Origin of the sequence: Mesorhizobium sp. M1D.F.Ca.ET.231.01.1.1 (assembly GCF_003999155.2) — a bacterium.
Classification (GTDB): Bacteria; Pseudomonadota; Alphaproteobacteria; order Rhizobiales; family Rhizobiaceae; genus Mesorhizobium.
This window is the reverse complement of the sequence record NZ_RZOZ02000140.1, coordinates 1-341: the sequence shown is the minus strand read 5'-3', so window position 1 is coordinate 341 and position 341 is coordinate 1. Positions and strand designations below refer to the sequence as shown.

General features: G+C 64.2%; 1 protein-coding gene. It reads left to right on the top strand.

What is annotated here, in order from left to right; all coding sequences use genetic code 11:
* The coding region (locus EN874_RS32665; protein ID WP_189396748.1) for an alkaline phosphatase family protein at nt 1-341 on the top strand (341 nt) is incomplete at both ends.

Sequence of the window (341 nt, the reverse complement as noted above, 5' to 3'; positions counted from 1 at the left end):
TCTCCCGTCAACGTCACGGCCAATGGCCGCTCCTATGCCTGGCCGCGGGTGCCGGCGATCGCCATCTGCCTCGATGGCTGCGAGCCGGCCTATCTCGATGAGGCGATCGAGGCCGGGCTGATGCCGGCGCTGGAAAGGATCAAAAAGAAGGGCACGGTGCGCTTTGCCCATTCGGTGATCCCGAGCTTCACCAACCCGAACAATCTGTCGATCGCCACCGGCCGGCCGCCCGCTGTGCACGGCATCTGCGGCAACTACCTCTACAACCCGGAAACGGGCGAGGAGGTGATGATGAACGACCCGAAGTTCCTGCGCGCGCCGACGATCTTCCAGGCTTTCTG